This window comes from Mycobacterium sp. SMC-16 (genome assembly GCF_046250085.1).
Classification (GTDB): Bacteria; Actinomycetota; Actinomycetes; order Mycobacteriales; family Mycobacteriaceae; genus Mycobacterium; species Mycobacterium phocaicum.
Genome location: NZ_CP176427.1, coordinates 2,929,121 through 2,946,374 on the forward strand (window position 1 = coordinate 2,929,121; position 17,254 = coordinate 2,946,374).

Below are 17,254 nucleotides of genomic sequence, written 5' to 3' on the forward strand. Positions count from 1 at the left end.
CGGTGTGCATCAAACCCGGGGCGGTTCATTCGGTCCGCTTCCTGGTGCGCAACGCGTCTCGGCTGCAAACCAGTGTGGCCAAATTGGGCGTCGACGTCTCTGACCATGTGGTCGGCGACATCACCGATCGCGACTCGGTGCTGCGCGCGCTGGACGGGTGCGATGCCGTGCTGCACGCCGCGGCGCTGGTCGCCACCGACCCGAACCAGACGGCGCAGATGCTGAGCACCAACATGGACGGTGCGCGAAATGTGCTGGGCGGCGCCGTGGAACTGGGCCTCGATCCGATCATTCACGTCTCGAGCATCACGGCACTGTTCAATCCCGATGTCGACAAGCTCGAGGCCGACCTTCCGGTGTTCGGCGGCACCGACGGCTATGGGCGGTCCAAAGCGCAGGTCGAGATCTACGCCCGCGGAATGCAGGACGCCGGGGCTCCGGTGAACATCACCTATCCCGGCATGGTCATGGGTCCGCCGGTCGGCGACCAGTTCGGCGAGGCCGGCGAAGGTGTGGCCCAGGCACTTCAGCTCGGGGCGATTCCGGGACGTAGTGCGGCGTGGACCGTCGTCGACGGTCGGGACCTGGCCGATCTCCACGCGGCGTTGCTCGAGCCCGGCAAGGGACCCCGCCGTTATATGGCGGGCGGCCACCGCATTCCGGTGGACGAGCTGGCTCGGCTGCTGAGCGAGGTCGGTGACAAGACCATGTTGTCCGTTCCGATTCCCGACACCGTGCTGCGGATGGCCGGTCAGGTACTTGATCGGCTGGGACCGTTGCTGCCGTTCCAGACGCCGTTCACCGAAGCGGCGATGCAGTACTACACCCAGATGCCGGACTCGGACGACACCCCGAGCGAACGCGACCTCGGTGTCACCTACCGCGATCCGCGCATCACACTGGCCGACACCGTCGCCGGCCTCCGCAATCTGGGCCGCTGAGGTGAATGATGGCTGAAGTCAGGACGTTTCAGGTCACCTTCGACTGCGCGGTACCTGAGCGCGTGGCGCAATTCTGGTGTGACGTGCTGGGGTACGTGGTGCCGGCGCCGCCGCCGGGATTCGCATCGTGGGACGACTTCGATCGCGCGCTGCCACCCGAGCATCAAGGTTCGAAGTTCGCCTGCGTCGATCCAGAGGGGATCGGGCCCCGCTTGTTCTTTCAGCGCGTTCCCGAAGGCAAAGCGGTGAAGAACCGGGTGCATCTGGACGTGCGGGTCGCCACCGGGCTGGCCGGGGACGAGCGCCTTGCGGCGCTCGAGACGGAGTGCGAGCGGCTCGTCGCGCTCGGGGCGGTGCGGGTGCGGCTGCTGCCCGCCGATGACATCAACGAGTCGTGCATCGTCATGCAGGACGTGGAGGGTAACGAGTTCTGCCTCGACTGACCTCAGTCCGTTTATGGCTGCCGGCGTGGGGTATTCACCAATGACTGACCGCAACGATGACGCTGACCGGGAGCCTGGCCGCCGGACTGTTCGGTGTCGCCGGCGGTATCGCAACAGTGTCGCCGACCGAGCTGGGCAGCGGCGTCGCGGCCGCCGAGCCGAACGTGCCGCCGGCCATTCCACCGCCGTGGGCTCCGGTACAACCGAACCCGCCGTGGTGGGCTCCGGGCGCATCCGTGGTGTGGAGCCCGGCCATCGAGCGCTGGGGCTTCTGGTGGTTCGGCAATTTCATGCCGATGTAGGCAGGTTGCCGTAGCCACCGGAACGAGCCGGCCGTCGCATCTCAGAAAAGAAATGCGGCGGCCGGTTCAACGGCGTAGATGTTGATGAAGTCAAGTTGACGACGACAAGAGGGGTGCCAGGGTGAGGCAACAGGTTGCGATTGGTGCGGTGGGCATGGCCGCCGTCTTGGGGCTGGCCGGGTGCAGCGACGAGAAGCCGTCGTCGGAGACGACGAGCTCGACCAGCAGCACAAGCAGCACAACCAAGACGTCGTCGACCTCCAGCGCGACGGCCTCGCCCGCCCAGCCTCCGACCGGCAATCCGCCGCCGGGTCAAGCCGAGGTGACCGTTGACGGGGCGCGCCAGAACATCACGGGAAATGTGGTGTGCACCAACGCGGTCGGTAATTTCAACATCGCAATCGGACAGCAGGTTTCCGGAGTGGCGGTGGTGTTGACGCCCGACGCCGCGACCGTGCACTCGGTGATCCTGGGCAACGTCAACGGCGTCATTCTCGGTTACCAGCAGGGCATGTCGGGCGGTCAGGCCACCGCGACCAAGGACGGCAACACGTACATCATCAGCGGTAGCGCTACCGGGGTGACGGCAGCGCTACCGCCTGTGATGGTGACCAAGCCCTTCGAGATTCGCGTTACGTGTAGTTGAGCGTCACGCCGCGATCTGGGTGACGTTGAGGTGCTTGTGCGCCTCGGGCCGCGGTCGTCCCATCATCGAATGCGACCGGCCGTAGACGAAGTAGAGCACCACGCCGATGGCCATCCAGATCAGGAACCGCAGCCACGTCTCGACTTCGAGGTTCAGCATCAGCCACAGGCAGGACAGCGCCGCCAGGATCGGGACCACGGGGACGAAGGGCACGCGGAAGCCGCGCTTGAGATCCGGCCGGGTCCGGCGCAGGATCGGCACACCGATCGCCACCAGGATGAAGGCGACAAGCGTGCCGATGTTGACCATGCCCGCGAGCGTGCCGAAGTCCACGAACGCGGCCAGCACCGCGCACACCACACCGACGATGACGGTCAATCGCACCGGGGTGCCGTGCTTGCCGGTGTGCGAGAGCCGCTTGGGGAGCAGGCCATCGCGGGACATCGCGAACAGGACGCGGGTCTGGCCGAGGAACATCACCATGACGACGGTCGAGAGGCCCGCCAATGCGCCGATGGAGATGATGTTCTTGGCCCAGGTGTCACCGTGGAGGGCGAATGCCGTTGCGAGGGTGGCATTCTCCCCTTGGAGCTGGGTGTACGGCACCATGCCGGTGAGGACGAAGGACACCGCGACGTAGCAGACGGTGACGATGGCCAGCGCGCCGAAGATGCCGCGGGGGACGTCGCGTTGCGGGTTGCGGGTCTCTTCGGCCGCGGTGGCGACGACGTCGAAGCCGATGAACGCGAAGAACGCGATGCTGGCGGCGGTCAGCAGGCCCAGCCACCCGAAGCTCGTACCGCCAGTTCCGGTGAGCCAGGCCAGCATTGACTGGTGCACACCGTCGGCCTTCGCCGAGGGCTGCGCCGCCGGGATGAAGGGCGTCAGGTTCGAGGCCTTGAAGTAGGTGGCGCCGACGACGAGGATCAGCACGATCACGGAGAGCTTGATCGCCACGGCGACGGCCGAAACTCGCGATGACAGCTTCGTTCCGGTCGCCAGCAATACGCCGACGATGGCGATGATCACCAGCGCACCCCAGTCGAACTTGACGGACCCGAGGTGCACGACGGGCGACACCGTCCCGCCGAGCACGTGGCCGAGATACTGCGACCAGCCTTTGGCGACAACGGATACCGCGAGCGCGAATTCGAGTATCAGATCCCAGCCGATGATCCACGCGACCAGCTCGCCGAAGGTGGCGTACGCGTAGGTGTAGGCGCTGCCGGCGACGGGCACGGTCGAGGCGAACTCGGCGTAGCACAGCGCGGTGAGCCCGCATGTGATCGCCGCGATGACGAAGGCGACCGACACGGCCGGCCCCGCCATGTTGCCCGCGGTCTGAGCGGTAAGGGTGAAGATGCCGGCGCCGATGACGACGGCAACGCCGAAAACAGTGAGATCCCTTGCCGTCAGGTCTTTGCGGAGCTTCGAATCGGGTTCATCGGTGTCCCGGATCGACTGCTCGACCGACTTGGTGCGGAAAAGCCCGCCGCCGGCGCCCATCAGATGGCCCCGTCGAGCCGCTGTTCGGCGAACAGGTTCGCCGCGGCGCCGATGCTGATGCCCGTCTCGTTCGCGGTGGCGATGATGTCGCGGCAGCGGTCGAAGATGCGGATCACGTCGGCTTCGACGGCTGCGCGGTCCGCGCTGTGCAGCTCACCGGCGACCTGAATGAGGCCGCCGGCGTTGGCGACGAAGTCAGGTACCCAGGTGATGCCGCGACGGCCGAGCAACAGCTCGACGTCGGGCGTCGCGAGCTGGTTGTTCGCGGCACCGCAGACCAGTTTCGCCTCGATGGTTTGAGCGCTCATAGGCGTCAGAGTAGCCCCGAGGGCACACGGAGCATAGACATCGACCGGGGCGTCGGCAACTGAATTGACGACGCGCACCGAGGGGTGATCGCTCGACAGGCGCTGCAGTGCCGCGTCGTTCACGTCGGTGGCGAATACGTCGGCGCCATCGGCGAGCAGCAGGGCGATGAGTTCCCGGCCGACCTTGCCGACACCTTCGACACCGACGGTCCGGCCTGCCAACGTGGCTGCGCCCCAGACGGATTCGGCGCCGGCCCGCATGGCGTTGAAAACGCCCAGCGCGGTGAGACGGGCGCTGTCACCCGAGCCGCCGGCGACGGCGCTGCGACCGGTGACGTGCGAGGTGTACTTACCCATGATGTCGAGATCGTCGGTGTTCGTGCCGACGTCGCCCGCGGTGACGTACCGCCCGCCGAGGGTGTTGACGTAGCGCGCGAAGGCCGCGAACAGCGCTTCGCTCTTGTCGCTCGTGGGATCGCCGATGATGACCGATTTGCCGCCGCCCAGGTTCACGCCGGCCGCCGCGGCTTTGTACGTCATGCCCCACGACAGCCGCAGGACATCCTCGAGCGCCTCGAACTCGTCGGCGTATGGGTACATGCGGCAACCGCCGAGGGCAGGACCCAGCGCCGTCGAGTGAATGGCGATGATGGCCTTGAGGCCGGACTCGGCGTCCTCGCAGAACACGACCTGCTCGTGGCTGCGGGAGCTCAACTTGTGCGAGCGACCGAACACTCCGACGGGGGTGGACATAGCTGTCACTACGGATTCCTTTCTGCTGCCGCATGTTTGGCGGCCTGGTTGACACTGCCGCAGGGGTGGCGGCAGGACATCTGGGGTGGCGGCCGGTCAGGCCGGGATGCCGAGCTCGCGCAGGCGTGCCCAGTACAGCTCGACGTTGCCGAGTTTGACGTCCTCGTAGCCGCGGACGGTGTCGGGCAGTCCGGCGGCCTCGACGGCCGTGGCGTAGTTGTCGACGGTCAGCTCGGCGGCGAGGCGCAGCACCATCGCCGTGTAGTGAGACAGCAACTGCCGCTCCACTTTCCGGACGTGGGCATAGCCGAACGGATCCAGCTTGGTGCCGCGCAGCACCTTGGCCTTGGCCAGCATCTTCAGTGCCGCATGCGATTTCGGTCCGAAGCCGACCTTCTTCGTGCGGCCCATGGCGCGCAGGACGGGCGGATGCAGCTTGTAGGTGAGGTTCTCCCCACCGGGCACCTGCGCCTGCACGTCGGCCAGGAACGCCGGATCGACCAGCAGCCGCGCGACCTCATACTCGTCCTTGTAGGCCGTGAACTTGTGCAGCCCACGTGCCACGGCCTCGCTGAACGCGGTGTTGTCGGTGATGGTGCGCTCCAGCTGCCACACGGCCTGAACCGTTTCGACGTAACGCCGGGCGACCTTGGCGTTCTGGTAACCGACCAGCTCGCCGGCCCGCAGTTCGACCCGTCGGCGCACCTCCCCGTCGAACGTGGTGCTGGCCAGCAGCTCCGGGCGCGCCAGCGCGGGCACGGCCTTGGGCCGGGCGGCGTCGACGGCGGCGGCGAACGCGGCCGGATCGGCGACCGCGACACGGCCCCAGCGGAACGCCGCCACGTTGGCGGCGACCGCGACACCGTTGATGCCGATGGCCTCCTCGATGCTGGCCCCGGGCAGGCGTAGGCCGCCGTTCTGGAAGGCGGCGCCGACGACCAGGAAGTTGGCTGCCGCGGTGTTGCCGAACAGGGCCTGCGCCGCGGCGAGGGCATCGAAATGGGTCAGCGTGCGGGTGGCGGCGGTGAGCCGGTCCAGGAGCGACTGCGTCTCCGGGTACGCGACCGACTTGTCGTACACCATGTCGCCCGTCGGCGTCTGGCTCGTCGACGCGACGGCGATGGTGCGCTCGGCACTGCCGTAGCCGAGGTTCCGGTTGTCGGTCGCGGTGAGCAGGTCGATCGCGATGATGCAGTCGGCGCTCCCCGAGGTGAGCCGGTTGGACGGCTCCAGGGCGCTGGTCGAGAACCGCAGGTGCGACACCACCGGTCCGGCTTTCTGGCTCAGGCCGATCTGGTCGAGGCTCTCCACCTCGTAGCCCGCGCGCAGCGCGGCAGTCGCGAGCACCTGGTTGACCGTGACGATGCCGGTGCCACCGATGCCGGCGAGCAAGACGTTCTGGGTGCCGGTCGGCACGCCGAATCCCGGATCCGTGACGCGCGGCGGCTCCGGCGCCTTACGCCGGGATGTCTTGCGGCCCTTCTTCTCCGGGGTCAGTTCGACCGTGACGAATGACGGGCAGTCGCCGTCGAGGCACGTGTAGTCGGTGTTGCACGACGTCTGGTCGATCCGGGTCTTGCGACCGAATTCGGTGTCGACCGGCTGAACGGACAGGCAGTTCGACTTGGTGCCGCAATCGCCACAGCCCTCGCAGACCGCTTCGTTGATCACCACGCGGGTGTTGCGGGTGGGCAGGGTGCCGCGCTTGCGCTGGCGGCGGGCGTCGGCGGCACAGTGCTGGTCATAGATGAGCACGGTGACGCCCGGGATCTCCCGCAGCACCTTCTGCGCCTCGTCGAGCCGGTCGCGGTGCCACAGCCGCGTGCCCTTGGCGAGGGCTTTCTTGTTGTGCCGCTTGGGTTCGTCGGCGCAGATGATGATCTGCTTGACGCCTTCGGCCGTCAGCTTGTGGGTGAGGCCCGCCACGACCAGCCCGCCTTCGACGTCCTGCGCACCGGTCATGGCGACCACTTCGTTGTAGAGCAGTTTGTAGGTGATGTTGACACCGGCCGCGATGCAGGCCTGCACCGCGAGCTGTCCGGAGTGGAAGAAGGTGCCGTCGCCGACGTTCTGGAACAGGTGCGGCACATCGGTGAACGGGGCCTGTCCGATCCACTGGCTGCCTTCGCCACCCATCTGCGTCAGACCCACCACGGCGCTGTCACTGCGGCCGGACATGGTGACCAGAGTGTGGCACCCGATGCCACCGCCGCCGATGGAGCCCTCCGGGATCGCGGTGGACCGGTTGTGCGGGCAACCGCTGCAGAAGTACGCGGTTCGCTTGGCGGACAACACTTCCAGCGACAGCGGCGGGGGAGGCGTGCGCTTGAGTTCGACGTGATCGCGCAGTACCCGGCGCAGCGGCGCGAGCAAGCGTGCCGCGGTCAGCTCGCCGCCGAGCGGGAACAGCGGCGCGCCCGCGGCATCGTGCTTTCCGATGATCTGCGGGGCACCGGTAGTGCCGTAGAGAATTTCGCGGACCTGGGTCTCGATGAAGGCCGTCTTGTCCTCGACCACGATCACCTGCTCGAGGCCCCGGGCGAATTCCCGGACCGCCTGCTGGCCGACGGGGTACGGCATCCCGATGCGCAGCAGGCGAATTCCGGCGCGGTGCAGTGCCGCGTCGTCGACTCCGAGGTCGAGCAGCGCCTGGCGGACCGCGTCGAATGTGGTGCCGGTGGCGGCGATGCCGATCTTGGCGCGGGCCGGGTCGACTTCGAGGACGTCGAGGTCGTTGACGTCCCCGAAGGCGCGCACGGTCGCCCAGCGTGGACCGTAGAGGTCGGCTTCGGCGATGAGGCTGTCGGCCGGGGCCGCCATCGGTCGCTGAACGTAAGTGAACGGCTTTCCGTCCCAGAGGATTTCAGGTGCGGTGATCGCGATGTCGGCCACGTCGGCGTCGACGGTCCAGGCGCCGTCGGCGACGTCGGCGACGATCTTCATCGCCACGACGCAGCCCGAGGCGCGCGACAGCGCAACACCCTGCATGCCCATCGTGATGATCTCTTCGGCGTTGCGCGGGAACAGGACCGGGATGCCGAGAGCGGCGAGGGACCGCTCGCTGACGGCGGGCACCGTCGACGATTTCGATGCCGGGTCGTCGCCGACCAGCAGGAGCACGCCGCCGCGGGGGTTGACGCCGTACATGTTGGCGTGGCGCAGCGCGTCGGTCGCGCGGTCGACGCCGGGTCCCTTGCCGTACCAGACACCGATGACGCCGTCGTGGGTGGCCTTCCCGGCGGGCAGGTCGGTCTGGCTGCCCCAGACCGAGGTGGCGGCGAGTTCCTCGTTGAACCCGGGGGTGAAGACGACGTCGTGTTCGGTCAAGACGCTCGGCATGCCCAGCAGCATCTTGTCGACGCCGCCGAGGGGGCTGCCCTGGTAACCGGAGACGAACGTCGCGACGCGGCGGCCGGCGCGCAGGTCACGGACATGCTGCTCGACCATCATGCGGGCGATGGCCTGAACCCCGGTCAGCAGGACGGGGCCGGCGCCGGAGCGGTACCGGTCATCGAGGTCGTAGGGCGCGGCGGGTTCGGCCGCTGCGAGTTCGGATCGGGACAAGACACTGGTCATCGACAACCTCCACACTTTCCGCCACTCAGATCGCCAGCCATAAACGCGAACTATTAGCAATCAGTGCAGCGAAATCTGCCCCTGTGGGTGATCTACGTCAACAGTCGACGAAAATATTGATCAGACTGCTCAATTGTGACGTGGCGCACTGTGACGCACGCATCATTTTGTTCGACGTTGTGTCACGTGCTGCACCAGAGGCAGCGATCGGTATTCGACGGGTGTCGCCATCGCGAGCATGGTTTCGGAGTGCTTGACACCGTCGATCCGGTGCACCCGCTGGATGACGCTGAGCAGCTCTTCCTGCGTCTGAGCGGCGATGCGGGCGAGCAGATCGGCCCGCCCCGTCGTGGCGTGGACCTCCAGCACATGGGGGACGTCCTGCAACGCTTCGATGATGGCGTTCATCTTGGTCTGGTCGGTCTCGATGAAGACCAGCGCGTGTACCGCGAACCCGAGCTGCGACAGGTTGATGTTGGGCGGGTAGCCGCGGACCAGGCCGGATTCCTCGAGCCGTTTCATGCGCGCCTGCACGGTGTTGCGGGCGACCTTCAGCCGCGACGCCAACTCGAGAATCGGCGTCCGCGGATCGGCGGCCAGCTCCGACAGCAGCGCGGAATCGAGTGCGTCGAGCTTGATGGTCATGCGCCATTTTCCCACGGGGGCACCGTGGGTCACGCCGATTCGGCGACGCTCACCTGTGCTTCGCACCGGACATCGAAGTTGACGGAATTGGCGATGAAACACAGGTGATGGGCTCGCTCGTGGACCCTCGTGAGGGCCTCGCGGTGCCGGTCGTCGGCGATCTCGACAACCGGACGCAGCACCACCTCGGTGAAGTACCCGCCGCCGTCCGGGGTTTGCGCCATGGTGCCCGACGGCTGGTCGGTGTATCCGGTGACGACGATGCCCTCCTGCGAGCACAGCGCGAGGACCCACAACATGTGGCACTGCGACAGCGAGGCCACCAGGAGCTCCTCGGGGTTCCAGCGCTGTGGGTCGCCGCGGAACGCGGGGTCGGCACTGCCTGCGATCGTGGGCTTGCCGTCGGCGCTGACGTCGTGTGCGCGGTCGTACTCGCGGTAACCCGAGGTTCCGGTGCCGGTGTTGCCGGTCCATGTCACCTCGAGTTCGTAGTGGTGCGTCTTCGCCATGGCGGGCATCCCCTTCGTCGCTGCGCTCGCGTACCTCTGTTCTAGCGCACGCGCCCGAAGGTCAGTGCTTGCTCCGCCCGTGGTCGCCCTTCGCCTTGGTCTCGGACTGCTTGGACTCGGACGTCTTGCTGTCGGACGTCTTGCTGTCGGACGTCTTGCTGTCGGACGTCTTGGTCGTCGACTCGTCGCTCTTGGCCTTCTTGGCCGGCTTGCTGGTCCCAGATTTCTGCGCCGTGGTTACCGACGAATCGTCCTGCTTCGTTTCCGATTTGGTGGCCTTGCCAGACCGCTTCCCGGTGACATCGGCAGCGGCCGGTTTCGCGGTGGGTTTCGATGCTGTGCTGGCTGATTCGGCGGTGGCGCTCGGCTCGGCAGTGGAGCGGGTCGCGACCGCCGCGGTCGGCCGCGGCGCGTGAGTGAGCACATTGGCCAGACCCTGGACCGAGGACACGACGTTGGCGACGGCCGTCAACGGATTATGCCCACTGAGGACAGAACCGACGCCCGTGGTGGACAGGGTGGCGACGGCGTAGTAGACGCCGACCGCTGCTCTGGCCACCCTGACGACGTAGATCACAGGGGTCAGCGGCGCGAGGTGGGGCGCCAGCGTGGCCGTCACGGTCTTGGTGGCACCGGCGGCAGCGGCGCCTGCCTGTCCGATCCCGCTGACCAACTGCCGCACCTGAGGTGACGACGCGGCGCCGGGGAAGTCGGTGACCGCGCTGACCAGACTCTGCAGGTGCGCCGTCGTCGACGTCACCTTCTGCACGGCCTCGTACTCACCGGTGCTCTGATCGACCTGCGCGCTCAGCACCAGCAGCGGGAAGTCCGGTGTCTGCCAGTAGATTACGTCGGTGGCGACGGCCTGGGCCGCACCTCCGAGGTTGCCGGCGTACCGAATCGGGTTGAACGCGGCATCGATGGTCGCGGCCGTGAGCGCGTACCGGTACTCGGCGCTGTGCACCGTCGTCGGGTGCGCCGTCGGGTGCGTCGTCGGGAGAACCGGTGCGGCACTGGTGACCACGACCGCGGCCGAGCACACCACAGACAGCGTCACGGTCTGCGTCTTGATCCACATGCGAATTACCTCCTCGATTCCCCGCCGCGGCGAGACTTCCGAAAACCGAACCCCCGCTGAGGTTTCGGTGCTTTCTCTTTGCCTTCTTCGTGTTTGGCGGCCGCCGGGTTGGCCCTGCGCAGAGCCTTCGACGCCAGGGCAGTGATCGACGGCCGCGGAGCCCGATCGCGCGGCGCGACCTCCGGGCGGCGGACGTAGGCGCGGTCGATCTGCGGGCGGAGCAGGGCGTCGATGAGAGACGTGTTCAGTCCGGCATCGCGCAGCGGCTGTGTGAGCGGCAGCCGGGCCGTTGGCACGACGTAATGGGTGGTGGTGCCGCCGGCGGCGTTGGTACGGATGGTCTTGAGCGTTCCCGGCGTCGCCGGGTTGGCCGCCGACCCGTAATCGGTGTGCACGAATCCGATTCCCATGACAGCGTTGAGGACGGCCAGACGTGTTGGCTTGTCCGGCCAATCGGAGAAGCCGTCGTACTCGCGAACGATCTCGGTGGTGGGGTACGCGCTTGCCCGTGGCACATTCGGCGCGAACAGTTGCAGTGCCCGATTCTTGGTGGTGATACCGCCTGTGGTGTTCTGCGGGTCGCCGAAGGTCACGAACTGCAGATTGTCCTCACGACCCCCACCGAATGAATCCCGTAGCGACTGTGCGAGTTTCACGTAGTTCAGGACGATGGCGCCCTGGCTCAGACCGGCCAGGGTGACGGCGGCGCCGTCGGGAACCGTGGCAAGCGATGCGTTCACCTTGGTGGTGCCGATGACAGCGTCCGCGGCGAACAGGAGGCCGGCGGGGTACCCGATGCCATGGATGGTGCCGCTGGAGTCCAGGTATCCGTCGGCCAGTCCGAGGGCTTCCTGGGAGGTCGGCGACACGTCGCACAGGCACGTGCCCTGCAGGTAGAAGGTGACGCCGGGGCTTTCATCCGATGCCGTCGCCGACGGTTGCACACTGATCGTCATGCAGAGTGCGACGACGAAACCTATTGCACTGCAGCGGTTCAGGCCGGCCACGGGGCAGTTCCTATCTGTGCACGAGGAGGGGATTGCGGTTCATACGCAGCGCGCGACCAATCGGGCGACGATGTCGCCCGCGGTGACGTACGTGGATCTCGCTGATGAGTCAGCGGCGGTAATGGCGGCGTGGAGCGAATGATTCTCGCCGGCGCGTCTGATGTGCCCTGCCGTCCCCGACTACCCCCGTTTGGTACCTCAGTACAACTTGACCAGGCGAAATTAACACCGCTGCAGCATTTTTGCATGCCATGAGACGCAGGTCACCGCCGGAACACCACCCAGCGCATCGCGACGTACATATAGACCGCCTCGCAGCCTCCCGCCACCATCCGGGCGACGTGGTACTCGACGCCGAGCGCCGACAATCCCGTCGAGACGCCCAGGATGAAGGCCAGGTAGTTGACCGCGACCACCACGACGTAGATGGCGAGCTGCGGGCCGACCGCGCTGTGCGAGCTGAAGTTGAAGGTTCGGTTCAGCACGTAGCTCAGCCCGAACGCGCACCCGTACGACACCGTGACCGCCACCGCCAGCGGCGATCCCAACCCGTCCCGCAATGCGGTGAGCAACAACAGGTCGATCGCGAACGTGCCGCCGTTGATCAACGCGAACCCTAGGAACGTCGGAGCGACAACCGATTCGAGCCCGAAGGGCAGCCGGCTGACGACCAGTTCGCAGCCACGGTGGAAGCTGTCGACGGCGCGCTGCAGGCCACCTGCCGCGTCGACGGTCACGCGGGCACTGTGCCATGGGCCGGCGTCGACCAGGTAGCTGGCAGGCGAACTCTGCGCTTCGGGCTCGGGCGGCGTCCCGTAATCTCCACGCCGATGAGCCTGGCCACGATCACCCAAGCCATCGCGACCTTCGCCGTCACCAACATCGACGACCTTGTGGTGCTCGCCGTGTTCTTCGGCCAGGCGCGTGGCCACCGCAGCGCGGCCATGCGGGTGATCGCCGGGCAGTACCTGGGTTTCGTGGCCATCGTGGCGGTGTCCGTATGTACCGCGCTTGCGGGTGCGGCACTGCTGCCGGCTGGCGTGCTGCCCTATCTCGGCCTGCTGCCGATCATGTTGGGGCTCAGGGCCGCTTGGGTGGCCTGGCGGCACCGGGGCGGCGAACCGCCGGATGGTGAGGGCGGGCCGGCACCGTGCGCTCCGGGTGTCTGGCAGGTCGCCGGTGTGACGTTCGCGAACGGCGGCGACAACGTCGGTGTCTACGTGCCGATGTTCGCGGTCGCCACGGCCGGCACGGTCGCGTTGTACGTGACGGTGTTTCTCGTCGGGGTCGGGGTCTGGTGCGTCGTCGGCCGATACTTCGCCGCCCACCGCGTCGTCGCCGACACGTTCACGCGGTGGGGACACCTCATCCTGCCGGTGGTGCTGATCGCCGTCGGGACCACGATCCTCGTCGAAGGCGGCGTGTTCGCGCGGTAACCGCAGTAAGTTCACCCGGGTGACCAGCAGACGACTGTCCCCGCTCGACTCGATGTTCCTGGCGGCCGAATCTCCCGAGACGATGATGCATGTGGCCGGGCTCATGCAGTTCCGTCCGACATCGGGCGACGCCGGGGACATCCTGGATCTGCTGCGCGACGAGATCTACGGGTCCAACGAGATCGAGCCACCGTGGAACATGAAGCTGCAGACGCCATGGTTCCTGCTGAATCCGCTGCAGCGCTGGGTCGAGGACCCGAAGTTCGACGTCATGTATCACGTCCGGCGGTCCGCGTTGCCCCGTCCCGGCGACCAGCGCGAACTGGGAATCCTGATCTCCCGCTTGCACGCTCGGCAGCTCGACCTGACGCGACCGCCCTGGGAACTGCACATCATCGAGGGCCTCGATGACGGCAACGTCGCGTTGTACGTGAAGATGCACCATTCACTCGTCGACGGCTATACGGCGATGAAGACGCTGATCCGGTCGATGTCGACCGACCCGTCCGATACCGACACCCCGTTGTTCTTCCGGAACCCGGTGCCGAAGCGGGAGCGCAAGAAGGACGAGAAGGACAGCGGCCTCATTCCCGACATCGGCGGGCTGCTGCGGTCCATCACCTCGGAGTTGTCGACCGTCATCGATCTGCCTGCCGCGTTCGCCAAGCTGGCGGTGACCGCCGTCAGCAGGAGCAATCCGCTTGTCGGCCCGGGCCAGGCGCCGCACACCATCTTCAACGGCCGCATCGGCCGGAGCCGGCGGTTCGCCACACAGCAGTACGACATCGCGCGCTTGCGGGCCGTCGCTGACGCGGCGGGCGCAACCCTCAACGATGTCGCGCTCGCGATCTGCGGCGGTGGACTGCGTGACTATCTCCTCGGACTCGACGCACTGCCCGAGAAATCGCTGATTGCCATGCTGCCGGTCAACATTCGGCCGAAAGACGATCCCGGCGGCGGCAACGCCGTCGGCGCCATTCTCGCAACCCTCGGTACCGACCTCGCCGACGCCCGCGAGCGGATCGAGACCATCAGCGCGTCGACGAAAGCGGCCAAGGACCAATTGTCGGGAATGACCAGTACGGCGATTCTCGCCTACACCGCGGCGCTGATGGCGCCGTTCCTCGTGCAGACCGGGGCGGCGACCGTGGGTGCCCCGAAGGTGGCCCCGGCGTCCTACAACGTCATCTTGTCGAATGTGCCCGGGCCCGACTATCCGCTGTACTTCCGGGGCAACGAGCTCGTGTCCACCTATCCGGTGTCGATACCCGTCCACGGCGTCGGCCTGAACATCACCTGCCAAAGCTACTCGGGCACTTTGAATTTCGGCTTCACCGGCTGCCGTGACTCGATGCCGCACATGCAGAAGCTGGCAATCAAGACCGGCGAGGCGTTGGTGGCGCTGGAGCAGGCCTATGGTCTGCTGTGAAAACAGTGTGTAAAAGCAATTGACCCAAGTGCCGAAACGAACCTTCACAGCAGACGCAAGGGTGCTACCTTCACCGGACCAGTTAGCGCCGGAGAGTGGGTATGAAATGAGCGTAACGACGACGCGATTCGCTCGCATGTCAATGGGGGCAGCAACGTTTGGCGTTGCATCCGCGGTGGCGGCTTTGATCAGCATGCCGCTCGCACACGCCGACGAACTCACGTGCTCGGATGGCCTGGTCGCCTCCGAAGGCACCTGCGTGGCCCCGGCCGACGCCCCCGCAGCCCCGGAGGCGGCACAAGGTCCGTTCAACGCGCCGGAATCGTCGCTCGACGATCCCAGCTTGTTCACGCCGCCCTACGAGCTCACTGAAGGCGAAGTCGCTTCGCCCGGGTACAACGGCGGCGGCCGGCGGTAAGCCTCGCATGATCGAGGCCGGGCACCCGAGCCGTCGTGGGGTACTCCTCGGCGCGGGTGCCGTCGGTGCGGGGATGGTGGTTGCCGCCTGCGGCGGTAAAGAGGCGCCGCCGTCGGGCGGCCAGTCCGCGGGCAGTGAGTCCAAGGCCGCATCACCATCGGTGAAGACCGCCGAGGTACCGGTGGGCGGCGGCGTGGTTCTCCCGGAGGCGAAAGTGGTCGTCACCCAGCCGAAGGCCGGGGAGTTCAAGGCGTTCAGCGCGGTGTGTACACACAAGCAGTGCACGGTGTCGAAGGTCGCCGACGGCACCATCGACTGTCCTTGTCACGGAAGCACATTCAGTATCGCGGACGGCGCCGTCGTGAAGGGTCCGGCGGACGAGCCGCTGGCCCCGAAGACGGTGACGGTCACCGGGGACACGCTGACCGTCACCTGACCTCAAGCCCGGCGGCTACACCGAGCCGTCGCAGCCGCGGACACCGCCCGTCGTGACCTTGGGGGACGTCGGGCCGAAGCCACCGATCGAGCGCGGCGACGTGGTCTGCGATTGCACCGAGACGCTCGGCTTGGTGGGAGGTTCCGGCTGCGGGTTGAACGCCTGGGCCGTGCCCGAGGCCAGTCCGAAACAGATCAGCGTCAAGCCGCCCGACAGCAGAGCAGTGCCCGCGACCTTCTTGATGGCGCTGGTGATCATGGTGTCTCCCTCTCGCTGGTTCGGCCTGTGTCGACCGCTGACAGCAATGGTGAGACGCGGCCCTTGGCGAATTCTTGGCAGATTCCTGCGGATGGCGGCTATCGCCGCCATCCGCTGTGTGTCAGCATGGAAAAGCCGGTCGTAGTAGCTGGAGCTGATATGGACGTCATCAAGCTGTTCCAAGCCAAGCGGTTACCCCATCTCGCCGGGGTCGCCACGGTCGTCGTATCCGCTTTTGTGAGTGCCCCGGCGCCGCCGGTGTCCGCCGATCCGTGCCCCGACGTCGAGGTGGTGTTCGCCCGCGGCACCAGCGAACCACCGGGTGTCGGGATGGCCGGCCGCGCGCTCGTCGACGCGCTGCAGGCACAGGCAGGGAACAAGTCGATCGCGGTGTATCCGGTCAACTATGCGGCCAGCAGCGACTTCGGCAACCGACTGGACTTCGTGCAGAGCGTCGTGGACGGCGTCAAGGATGCCGCCACGCACGTCGAGGCCACCGCGGCGAACTGCCCGAAGACCAGGATCGTCCTCGGTGGATATTCCCAGGGCGCGGTGGTGTCGGGATTCACGACCGCGAACGCGCTCCCGAAGGAGATCCCGGCGGATTTGGCGGAGTACACCTGGTACGCACCCAAGCCGATGCCGCCGGCGATCGCGAACCATGTTGCGGCGCTTGTGCTGTTCGGGAAGCCTTCGCCCGAGTTCATGACGGACATCGGCGCGCCACCGATCGCCATCGGTCCTGCCTATGTCGCCAAGACGATCGAGTTGTGCGTGCCCGACGACACCATCTGCAACGGGGCGCCCGCCGGTGGACCGTCGTTCGCCCACATCACCTACGGGTCGAACGGAATGGCCGACCAGGCCGCGACTTTCGTCGTCAGCAGGCTGTGACCGCGTTCCTGCTCGTTCCGGGCGGCGGTTGCGATCCGTCCTACTGGCGATTTGTGTTGCGCGAGTTGGCTGTTCGCGGGCATCGCGGCATCGCGGTCGACCTGCCGTGCGCCGATGACTCGGCCGACCTGAACGTGTATGCCGACGTGGTCGCGGCACACTCACGCGCCGACGGCGAACCGCCTGTGGTCGTGGCCCATTCGTTCGGCGGCTTTACCGGAGCGCTGGCCTGCCCGCGGGTCGGCGCGGCAGAGTTGATCTACGTCTCGGCGATGATTCCCCAGCCGGGTGAATGCCCCGGCGATTGGTGGAGCGCAACCGGATGTGTTGCCGCGCAACGGGAAGCGGCTGCCGCGGGTGGTTACGACGCCGATGACGCCGTTGCGCTGTACTACAACGGTGTAGACCCCGCGGTGATCGCCGCGGAGATCGAACGCCCACAGTCGGAGACCCCGGCGCTGAAACCGTGGCCGGCACAGGCACTTCCGCAGGTTCCGACGCGGTTCCTGCTGTTCCGCGACGACCGGTTCTTCCCCGAGCGGTTCATGCGGCGCGTCGTCGCGGACCGTCTCGGGATCGAACCCGAGGTCATGCCCGGCGGCCACATGGCAATGCTGTCGCATCCGGTCGAGTTCGTCGACCTGCTGACGATCCCGCGCTGACAGTTGA

19 protein-coding genes are annotated in these 17,254 nt (G+C 66.9%); 10 read left to right on the forward strand and 9 right to left on the reverse strand.

Annotated elements, in window-relative coordinates:
- Positions 1-2: 2 nt before the first annotated feature.
- From ACJEIK_RS14185 to ACJEIK_RS14200, 4 genes are all read left to right on the forward strand, one after another.
- The gene (locus ACJEIK_RS14185) at positions 3-941 is read left to right on the forward strand and encodes an NAD-dependent epimerase/dehydratase family protein (protein ID WP_324609724.1); all 939 of its coding nucleotides are present in this window, start codon (positions 3-5) and stop codon (positions 939-941) included.
- Positions 942-949: 8 nt separating this feature from the next.
- Entirely contained in the window at positions 950-1,384 is a 435-nt protein-coding gene (locus ACJEIK_RS14190) for a VOC family protein (RefSeq protein ID WP_064859199.1), read from the forward strand.
- Positions 1,385-1,440: 56 nt separating this feature from the next.
- Entirely contained in the window at positions 1,441-1,686 is a 246-nt protein-coding gene (locus ACJEIK_RS14195) for a hypothetical protein (protein WP_061001303.1), read from the forward strand.
- A gap of 121 nt (positions 1,687-1,807) precedes the next feature.
- Positions 1,808-2,332, forward strand: a complete 525-nt coding sequence (locus ACJEIK_RS14200; RefSeq protein WP_061001304.1) for a lipoprotein LpqH — start codon at positions 1,808-1,810, stop codon at positions 2,330-2,332.
- 3 nt (positions 2,333-2,335) lie between these two features.
- On the opposite strand, the gene ACJEIK_RS14205 is transcribed toward ACJEIK_RS14200, so the two are convergent.
- From ACJEIK_RS14205 to ACJEIK_RS14240, 8 genes are all read right to left on the reverse strand, one after another.
- Complete coding sequence (locus ACJEIK_RS14205; RefSeq protein WP_061001305.1) at positions 2,336-3,838, reverse strand: amino acid permease; 1,503 nt, start codon at positions 3,836-3,838, stop codon at positions 2,336-2,338.
- A complete protein-coding gene (locus ACJEIK_RS14210) occupies positions 3,838-4,899 on the reverse strand; it encodes a Glu/Leu/Phe/Val dehydrogenase dimerization domain-containing protein (protein ID WP_409431698.1) in 1,062 nt (353 codons plus the stop codon). Before ACJEIK_RS14210 ends, ACJEIK_RS14205 begins: the two co-directional genes overlap by 1 nt.
- Positions 4,900-4,995: 96 nt before the next feature.
- Positions 4,996-8,475, reverse strand: coding sequence for an indolepyruvate ferredoxin oxidoreductase family protein (locus tag ACJEIK_RS14215; protein ID WP_409431620.1), 3,480 nt, complete (start codon positions 8,473-8,475; stop codon positions 4,996-4,998).
- 162 nt (positions 8,476-8,637) lie between these two features.
- Positions 8,638-9,120 (reverse strand): Lrp/AsnC family transcriptional regulator, encoded by a 483-nt coding sequence (locus tag ACJEIK_RS14220; protein WP_061001308.1) that lies wholly within the window; start codon positions 9,118-9,120, stop codon positions 8,638-8,640.
- A gap of 29 nt (positions 9,121-9,149) precedes the next feature.
- Positions 9,150-9,629: an OsmC family protein gene (locus ACJEIK_RS14225; RefSeq protein WP_061001333.1), complete on the reverse strand. Its 480-nt coding sequence runs from the start codon at positions 9,627-9,629 to the stop codon at positions 9,150-9,152.
- Between the two features lie 61 nt (positions 9,630-9,690).
- Positions 9,691-10,707 carry a hypothetical protein gene (locus ACJEIK_RS14230; protein ID WP_409431621.1) on the reverse strand — a complete coding sequence of 339 codons (1,017 nt, stop codon included), beginning with the start codon at positions 10,705-10,707 and terminating at the stop codon, positions 9,691-9,693.
- 5 nt (positions 10,708-10,712) lie between these two features.
- Entirely contained in the window at positions 10,713-11,714 is a 1,002-nt protein-coding gene (locus ACJEIK_RS14235) for a PE-PPE domain-containing protein (RefSeq protein WP_162563363.1), read from the reverse strand.
- Positions 11,715-11,977: 263 nt separating this feature from the next.
- Positions 11,978-12,451: a GtrA family protein gene (locus tag ACJEIK_RS14240; protein ID WP_061001312.1), complete on the reverse strand. Its 474-nt coding sequence runs from the start codon at positions 12,449-12,451 to the stop codon at positions 11,978-11,980.
- A gap of 93 nt (positions 12,452-12,544) precedes the next feature.
- Between ACJEIK_RS14240 and ACJEIK_RS14245 the strand changes: the two genes are divergently transcribed.
- From ACJEIK_RS14245 to ACJEIK_RS14260, 4 genes are all read left to right on the forward strand, one after another.
- A complete protein-coding gene (locus ACJEIK_RS14245; RefSeq protein ID WP_061001313.1) occupies positions 12,545-13,150 on the forward strand; it encodes a cadmium resistance transporter in 606 nt (201 codons plus the stop codon).
- Positions 13,151-13,169: 19 nt separating this feature from the next.
- On the forward strand, positions 13,170-14,579 hold the full coding sequence (locus ACJEIK_RS14250; RefSeq protein WP_082761980.1) for a WS/DGAT/MGAT family O-acyltransferase: 1,410 nt from the start codon (positions 13,170-13,172) through the stop codon (positions 14,577-14,579).
- 193 nt (positions 14,580-14,772) lie between these two features.
- A complete protein-coding gene (locus ACJEIK_RS14255; protein ID WP_133427491.1) occupies positions 14,773-14,997 on the forward strand; it encodes a hypothetical protein in 225 nt (74 codons plus the stop codon).
- A 7-nt stretch (positions 14,998-15,004) separates the two neighbouring features.
- The gene (locus tag ACJEIK_RS14260; protein ID WP_061001316.1) at positions 15,005-15,433 is read left to right on the forward strand and encodes a Rieske (2Fe-2S) protein; all 429 of its coding nucleotides are present in this window, start codon (positions 15,005-15,007) and stop codon (positions 15,431-15,433) included.
- Between the two features lie 15 nt (positions 15,434-15,448).
- On the opposite strand, the gene ACJEIK_RS14265 is transcribed toward ACJEIK_RS14260, so the two are convergent.
- Positions 15,449-15,691, reverse strand: a complete 243-nt coding sequence (locus ACJEIK_RS14265; protein WP_133427494.1) for a hypothetical protein — start codon at positions 15,689-15,691, stop codon at positions 15,449-15,451.
- A gap of 159 nt (positions 15,692-15,850) precedes the next feature.
- Between ACJEIK_RS14265 and ACJEIK_RS14270 the strand changes: the two genes are divergently transcribed.
- Positions 15,851-16,585, forward strand: coding sequence for a cutinase family protein (locus tag ACJEIK_RS14270; RefSeq protein WP_061001318.1), 735 nt, complete (start codon positions 15,851-15,853; stop codon positions 16,583-16,585).
- A complete protein-coding gene (locus tag ACJEIK_RS14275; protein ID WP_409431622.1) occupies positions 16,582-17,247 on the forward strand; it encodes an alpha/beta fold hydrolase in 666 nt (221 codons plus the stop codon). The genes ACJEIK_RS14270 and ACJEIK_RS14275 overlap by 4 nt, the downstream gene beginning before the upstream one ends.
- The last annotated feature ends 7 nt before the right edge of the window (positions 17,248-17,254 follow it).

What these genes read in the sequence shown, in the direction of transcription:
- ACJEIK_RS14190 (WP_064859199.1), top strand. Translation starts at nt 950, where the DNA reads ATGGCTGAAGTCAGGACGTTTCAGGTCACCTTCGACTGCGCGGTACCT.
- ACJEIK_RS14195 (WP_061001303.1), top strand. Translation starts at nt 1,441, where the DNA reads ATGACGCTGACCGGGAGCCTGGCCGCCGGACTGTTCGGTGTCGCCGGC.
- ACJEIK_RS14205 (WP_061001305.1), bottom strand. Translation starts at nt 3,838, where the DNA reads ATGGGCGCCGGCGGCGGGCTTTTCCGCACCAAGTCGGTCGAGCAGTCG.
- ACJEIK_RS14210 (WP_409431698.1), bottom strand. Translation starts at nt 4,899, where the DNA reads ATGTCCACCCCCGTCGGAGTGTTCGGTCGCTCGCACAAGTTGAGCTCC.
- ACJEIK_RS14215 (WP_409431620.1), bottom strand. Translation starts at nt 8,475, where the DNA reads ATGACCAGTGTCTTGTCCCGATCCGAACTCGCAGCGGCCGAACCCGCC.
- ACJEIK_RS14220 (WP_061001308.1), bottom strand. Translation starts at nt 9,120, where the DNA reads ATGACCATCAAGCTCGACGCACTCGATTCCGCGCTGCTGTCGGAGCTG.
- ACJEIK_RS14225 (WP_061001333.1), bottom strand. Translation starts at nt 9,629, where the DNA reads ATGGCGAAGACGCACCACTACGAACTCGAGGTGACATGGACCGGCAAC.
- ACJEIK_RS14230 (WP_409431621.1), bottom strand. Translation starts at nt 10,707, where the DNA reads ATGTGGATCAAGACGCAGACCGTGACGCTGTCTGTGGTGTGCTCGGCC.
- ACJEIK_RS14245 (WP_061001313.1), top strand. Translation starts at nt 12,545, where the DNA reads ATGAGCCTGGCCACGATCACCCAAGCCATCGCGACCTTCGCCGTCACC.
- ACJEIK_RS14255 (WP_133427491.1), top strand. Translation starts at nt 14,773, where the DNA reads ATGCCGCTCGCACACGCCGACGAACTCACGTGCTCGGATGGCCTGGTC.
- ACJEIK_RS14260 (WP_061001316.1), top strand. Translation starts at nt 15,005, where the DNA reads ATGATCGAGGCCGGGCACCCGAGCCGTCGTGGGGTACTCCTCGGCGCG.
- ACJEIK_RS14265 (WP_133427494.1), bottom strand. Translation starts at nt 15,691, where the DNA reads ATGATCACCAGCGCCATCAAGAAGGTCGCGGGCACTGCTCTGCTGTCG.
- ACJEIK_RS14270 (WP_061001318.1), top strand. Translation starts at nt 15,851, where the DNA reads ATGGACGTCATCAAGCTGTTCCAAGCCAAGCGGTTACCCCATCTCGCC.